This is a genomic window from Mucilaginibacter sp. (assembly GCF_039207105.1).
GTDB lineage: Bacteria > Bacteroidota > Bacteroidia > Sphingobacteriales > Sphingobacteriaceae > Mucilaginibacter.
Map to the genome: position 1 here is coordinate 1 of NZ_JBCECK010000221.1, position 6,576 is coordinate 6,576.

Here is a 6,576-nt window from a genome sequence, read left to right on the forward strand (position 1 = left end):
ATCCCACACACCCCAAAAAACCTGGGAAAGATAACTGCCATCATGCTGGTGATTTATTTTTTTGAAGAAAAAAAGTAGAGATTTTTTAATGGTGGAGAAGACTCACCCCGACATCGCTAAAATTTGTCATTGCGAGCGTAGCGTGGCAATCGCGAACTCTATAGAGATAACATACATAGTTCGCGATTGCTTCGTCGTTCCTCCTTGCAATGACATATTTACCCTCTTTCTGCCGCAGGAGACGAGGGCAGTCCAGCGAAGCAATGACTTGGTGAGTTGTCCCCTTAACCCAACCTTAACACTAACTTAGTTTGGTATTAATAAATAAAGTTTAGTATTGCTAAACTTTATTACACGTTATTATGGCCATTAAATTAGTAGTATTTGACATTGCCGGCACTACGGTAAAAGACGATCATGAGGTAAGCAAAGCCTTTCAGGCTGCGATGAAAAAATCAGGATATGAGGTGGAGATAGCTAAAATTGACCCACTGATGGGTTACGAAAAAACACTGGCTATCCGTAAAATGCTTCATGAGCACGAAGCAAATACCACCCTCATTACCGACGAGCTGGTAAACATCATCCATAAGGAGTTTGTACAGCAAATGATCAACTTTTACCAGTTTGAACCGGGTATTGAGCCCCTGCCCCACGTTGAACAAACACTTGCAGCCCTGCGAACTGCCGGTATTCAGGTAGGTATTAATACCGGCTTTTCACGTGACATTGCCGATACTATTGTTAACCGCCTGCAATGGCGCGAAAAAGGATTGATTGATCACGTAGTAGGTTCAGATGAGGTAGAACTTGGTCGCCCGCATCCTTATATGATCCAAAAAATGATGCATGATGGTGGCATTACCGACCCACTGGAGGTTGCCAAAGTAGGGGATACTGAGGTTGATGTGCGCGAAGGCCAGAACACGGGCTGCCGATATACTATAGGCGTAACCACCGGCATATTTACCCGTGCCGAACTGGAAACCTACAATCCTACCCATATTATTGATGATATAGCACAGGTAATAGACATCATAAATCAGTAACACCATGAAGCTGATGGATCAATTGCGGATAAAGGTGGCCAAATGGCCGTATTCCCTGGTCTCGATAATGGCGGCGGTCGCGGCCTTTGGTTTGTATACCTCCATGTATGCCTTCCGCAAGGCCTTTGCGGCCGGTACCTTTACCGGGCAGCAATACCTGCATATTGATTATAAGGTTTGGCTGGTAATAACACAGGTTATTGGCTACACCTTCAGCAAGTTTTATGGAATCCGTTTTATTGCCGAAGTAAACAGTAAAAACCGGGCGCGTTATATACTAACGCTCATTGGCATTGCCTGGCTGGCCTTAGCGGCCTTTGCAGTGATACCGGCGCCTTATAATATTGTTTTCCTGTTTATAAACGGCTTCCCATTAGGGCTTATCTGGGGGCTGGTTTTCGGGTATCTGGAAGGCCGCCGTTCTACCGAATTTATGGCAGCGGTATTATCTATCAGTTTAATATTTGCCTCGGGCTTTGTAAAAACGGTAGGGCGTACACTGCTAACCGTTTTTCATGTGAACGAATACCATATGCCCTTTTTAACAGGAGCCATATTTGTACTGCCCCTGCTACTATTTGTATTTTGTATGGAACTGATGCCTGCACCAACCATTGAAGATAAACAGCAGCGTGCCGAACGCAGCCCTATGAACGGGGCTGAGCGCAGGCAATTCCTTGCCAGATTTTTACCGGGCATTATCCTCACCATTATTATATATGTACTGCTTACCGTTATGCGCGATGTACGCGATAATTTTGAGGTAGAGATATGGACAGATCTTGGCGTAAAAAGTAATAGTATTTATACCAATATAGATTCTATTATATCGGTCATTGTTCTGGTGGCCATGAGTTTACTTATCCTGGTTAAAAAGAACCTAAGAGCGTTCAGCATTATTCACCTGTTCATTATTGGCGGATGCGTATTGGTTGGTGTATCAACCATGCTGTTCACCCTGAAACTGATAAGCCCCGTAAGTTGGATGACGATGGCCGGGCTTGGCCTTTATTTAGGTTACGTACCCTACAACGCCATATTTTTTGAGCGGATGATAGCTACCTTTAACTACCGGAGCAATGTAGGTTTTATCATGTATGTAGCCGATTCTATGGGTTACCTGGGTAGTGTAAGCATTTTGCTGATAAAAGAATTGGGTCGCCCTAACATCAGCTGGGGCAACTTTTTTAAAGAAGGCGTCATGATTGTAGCCGTTGTAGGCGGTATTTGCGGTGTACTATCGCTCATCTACTTTTTACAAAGCGCCGGAGGAAGCAGAAATTCAAAATTAAAAAGTCAAAATTCAAAAAAAAGCGATCCGGAAACTGATGATCTGATAACATCACTAACCTGATCATATTTAACATATGAATCAAGATCAATCAAAAAACTCCCCCTCCAGGGGGCAGGGGGGCTCTGCAATTATCATAGGCGCAGGGATTGTGGGCTTAGCCACCGCCAGAGCCTTAGCCACGCGTGGTTATAAGGTAACTGTATTTGAACGTAACGAACGCGCGGTTGGGGCATCCATCCGTAATTTTGGGATGATATGGCCTATCGGCCAGGCTACAGGCCCTATGTTTGATCGGGCTATGTTATCGCGCAGCATCTGGAAAACCATTTGTACCGAGGCTAACATATGGCACAACGAGGTTGGTTCCTTACATCTGGCCTATCACGATGATGAATTGCAGGTAATTCAGGAATATGTAGAAGTTAACCAAACTTTGCGCGATTGCGCTTTGCTTAACCCCGCGCAGGCGCTTGCCAAATCACCAGCGGTTAATCCCGACGGTTTAAAGGGTGCTTTGTGGAGCGGCGAAGAAATGATCATTGAATCGCGCGAGGCCGTAGGGCAGGTAGCCAAATACCTGGCCGAAAAATATGGTGTAGAGTTTCATTGGAATACCGCCATTAGCCGTATTGAATATCCTAAAGTAATATCAGGCAACCAAAGCTGGCAGGCCGATGAAATATTTGTGTGCAGCGGTGCCGAGTTTGAAACCCTTTACCCTGAGCTGTTTGCCCAAACGCCCATAACCAAGTGCAAATTACAGATGATGCGTCTGGTTACCCAGCCTGATGAATGGCGTATTGGTCCATCGCTGTGTGGTGGTTTATCCATGATACACTATCCCGGCTTTCAGGCAGCGGCATCATTGCCCGCCCTGCGTAAACGCTACGAAGAGCAATATGCTACACATTTAAATTGGGGTATCCACGTCATGGTATCGCAAAATGGCAGCGGTGAGCTCACCATCGGCGATTCGCACGAGTATGGCCTGGTGCATGACCCGTTTGACAAGGCATTTATTAATAATTTAATAACCGAATACTTACATACTTTTGCCACTTTTAAGGATTGGAGCCTCCTGCAGTCGTGGCACGGTATCTACCCTAAAATGACCAATGGCGCTACCGAACTGATAGTAGATGTTGAGCCCGGGGTAACCGTTATTAACGGCCTCGGCGGCAACGGCATGACACTATCCTTTGGTCTGTGCGAACAGGTAATAGCCGCCAGGGTTGGGTAGGTTTTTATGGTTTATAGACGATGGTCAATAGTCCATAGTTTAAAGAAAAACAAGTTTTACCATCCTGTCATTTCGAACGATAGTGAGAAATCTTATACGCCAAATTTAGCCAGCGCAAAAGATTTTTCCTCGTACCTCGTTCGAAATGACAACGTATAGTTGAATTTGTATTGGTCAACGTAGCAACGTATTTGTAAATTTACCATATTGAAATAAACCATGATCCATCGTCTATGGACTACACAACAACAAACTACCACATGTCTGATACCCGGAGAGATTTTATTAAAAAAGCGGCCCTGCTTACCGGAGCTGCCGGCTTTGCAAGCATTTTACCTGCATCAATACAAAAGGCTATGGCCATTAACCCGGCTCCCGGCAGCACCTATCTGGATGCCGAGCATATAGTTATACTGATGCAGGAAAACCGCTCTTTTGATCATACCTATGGCACGCTGAAAGGTGTACGTGGTTTTAATGATCCCCGGGCTATTGATCTGCCTAATAAAAATAAGGTATGGCTGCAATCAAACAATAAAGGCGAAACTTATGCCCCTTTCCGTTTGGATATCAAAGGCACTAAGGCAACCTGGATGTCGTCGTTACCGCACTCCTGGTCAAACCAGGTAAATGCCCGTAACGATGGTAAGTATGACCAATGGCTCAACGTAAAACACTCCGGCAATAAAGATTACGCGCACATGCCGCTTACTATGGGGCATTACAACCGCGAGGATATTCCTTTTTACTATGCGCTGGCAGATGCCTTTACCGTTTGCGATCAGAACTTTTGCTCATCGCTAACAGGTACTACACCGAATCGCCTGTTTTTTTGGAGCGGAACCATTCGCGAGGAGCAGCATGAAAACTCACGTGCCAATGTATGGAATGATGATTCAGACTTTGGTACGCTAAAATGGGCCACTTTCCCTGAACGACTGGAAGCCGCCGGAATACCCTGGAAAGTGTATCAGAACGAACTTTCTGTTGATACCGGTCTACAAGGCGAACATGATGCATGGTTATCCAACTTCACCGATAACCCGCTGGAGTTTTTTGACCAGTACCATGTAAACCTGTACGATAAGCACATAGCTCACCTGCAAAAAAAATCAACCCTTTTGCCTGATGAGGTAGCCGCGCTGGAAAAACAAATAGCCGCTTTATCGGCAAGCGATACAAATGCTACCCATCTTCAAAGAGAACTGCGCCAAAAGAAACGCGATCTGGAAAACACCCAGAAGGAAATGGCCAGCCTTGACCCGGGCAAATTCGCAAGGCTTTCACAACTGGAGAAAAACCTGCATCAAAAAGGCCTTTCTGTAAACACCGGCGATAAGGACTACCGAGAGCTGGAAACCTTAAAATATGATGATAACGGTACTCCACGCGAATTGCTGGTACCTAAGGGAGATGTGTTGCACCAATTTAGAGAAGATGTAAAAACAGGTCAGTTGCCAACCGTATCATGGTTGGTAGCCCCCGAGAATTTCTCTGACCATCCCGGCGCGGCTTGGTATGGTGCATGGTACCTGTCAGAAGTGATGGAGATACTGACCAATAACCCAGAGGTTTGGAAGAAGACCATATTTATTTTAGCTTATGATGAAAACGACGGCTATTTTGATCACGTGCCGCCGTTTGTAGTGCCCCACTCTAAAAAAGTAGGCACCGGCTTAGTCTCTAAAGGTATTGATACCAGTGTAGAGTTTGTGACTTTAGAGCAGGAAAAAGCCCGCAATGGCTTTCCTGAAATATATAACCGTGAAAGTTCCATTGGTTTAGGTTACCGGGTACCGCTGGTTATTGCTTCGCCCTGGAGCAAAGGCGGCTGGGTAAACTCTGAAGTGTTTGACCATACCTCGACCTTACAGTTCCTGGAAGAGTTTTTAACTAAGAAAACAGGTAAAAAAGTTAGCGAACCAAACATCAGCACCTGGCGCCGTACCATCTGCGGCGATTTGACCAGCGTGTTTCGGCCATACACCGGCGACCAGATAGCCAAACCTGAATTTGTTGTAAAAGATGAATTTGTAGAGAGCATCCATAAAGCTAAGTTTAAACAACTACCTACCTATAAGCTGCTTACCGCCGATGAAATAGCGCAAATCAACCAGGATCCGCATTCATCACCACACATGCCACAGCAAGAACCGGGTATTAAACCATCATGCGCCCTGCCTTACCAGCTTTATGCCGATGGCAAACTGAGCGCCGATAAAAAAACGTTTGAAATTAAGTTCAACGCAAGCAATAAAGCTTTTGGTCAAAAGGCAGTAGGTTCACCGTTTAACGTTTATGCGCCGGGCAAATATGCCAGTCTGGACAACCCACAGCAAATGGAACCACTGCGCACCTGGGCTTATGCCCTTACCGCTGGTGACAGCCTTGCCGACCAGTGGCCACTACAGGAGTTTGAAAATGGCGAATATCACCTGCGCGTTTACGGTCCTAACGGCTTTTTCAGAGAATATAAAGGCAACACTGCCGATCCATCGATCGATGTAACCTGCGAATATGAGCATAACGCTGCCAACAAGCTTACCGGCAATATTGCCTTGAAACTAACCAACGCCGGTAGTAAACCATACACCGTTCAAATAATTGACCACGCCTACAAGGCCAATAACCATCAAAAGGCGGTGCCAGCCAAAGGCCAGGCTGCACAACTACTTAACTTAGCACAAAGCCACGGATGGTATGATTTCAGTATCAAAATAACCGGCAGCCAAACTTTTGAAAAACGCTATGCCGGTCGTGTTGAAACCGGTCAGCACAGCTATACCGATCCATTGATGGGGAAGGTAATAGCGTAAGCAGGACGTATTCTATAAGCAAAGAGGCCGGGCATTTATGCCTGGCCTCTTTGCTTATATCAACTTGTCATTGCGAGCGAAGCGTGGCAATCGCATACTGTACATTGCAAATTTGTATAGTACGCGATTGCTTCGTTCCTCGCAATTGTAAGGGTTTAGTAATTCGGTAATAGAATT

The 6,576-nt window shown here is 45.6% G+C and carries 4 protein-coding genes; all 4 read left to right on the plus strand.

Going from position 1 to position 6,576, the window contains the following annotated elements; genetic code table 11:
• The first annotated feature begins 362 nt into the window (after positions 1 to 362).
• The 4 genes from AAGC65_RS24130 to AAGC65_RS24145 all read left to right on the plus strand — a co-directional run bounded on the left by AAGC65_RS24130 (position 363) and on the right by AAGC65_RS24145 (position 6,399).
• A complete protein-coding gene (locus tag AAGC65_RS24130) occupies positions 363 to 1,049 on the plus strand; it encodes an HAD hydrolase-like protein (protein ID WP_343115022.1) in 687 nt (228 codons plus the stop codon).
• 4 nt (positions 1,050 to 1,053) lie between these two features.
• A complete protein-coding gene (locus tag AAGC65_RS24135) occupies positions 1,054 to 2,403 on the plus strand; it encodes a DUF5690 family protein (RefSeq protein ID WP_343115023.1) in 1,350 nt (449 codons plus the stop codon).
• Positions 2,404 to 2,416: 13 nt separating this feature from the next.
• Positions 2,417 to 3,583, plus strand: a complete 1,167-nt coding sequence (locus AAGC65_RS24140; RefSeq protein WP_343115024.1) for a TIGR03364 family FAD-dependent oxidoreductase — start codon at positions 2,417 to 2,419, stop codon at positions 3,581 to 3,583.
• A gap of 233 nt (positions 3,584 to 3,816) precedes the next feature.
• The gene (locus tag AAGC65_RS24145; protein ID WP_343115025.1) at positions 3,817 to 6,399 is read left to right on the plus strand and encodes a phosphocholine-specific phospholipase C; all 2,583 of its coding nucleotides are present in this window, start codon (positions 3,817 to 3,819) and stop codon (positions 6,397 to 6,399) included.
• Positions 6,400 to 6,576 lie beyond the last annotated feature (177 nt).

Bases quoted from the DNA above. Each gene is read 5' to 3' on its own strand.
- AAGC65_RS24135 (WP_343115023.1), top strand. From the start codon at position 1,054: ATGAAGCTGATGGATCAATTGCGGATAAAGGTGGCCAAATGGCCGTAT.
- AAGC65_RS24145 (WP_343115025.1), top strand. From the start codon at position 3,817: ATGGACTACACAACAACAAACTACCACATGTCTGATACCCGGAGAGAT.
- AAGC65_RS24130 (WP_343115022.1), top strand. From the start codon at position 363: ATGGCCATTAAATTAGTAGTATTTGACATTGCCGGCACTACGGTAAAA.
- AAGC65_RS24140 (WP_343115024.1), top strand. From the start codon at position 2,417: ATGAATCAAGATCAATCAAAAAACTCCCCCTCCAGGGGGCAGGGGGGC.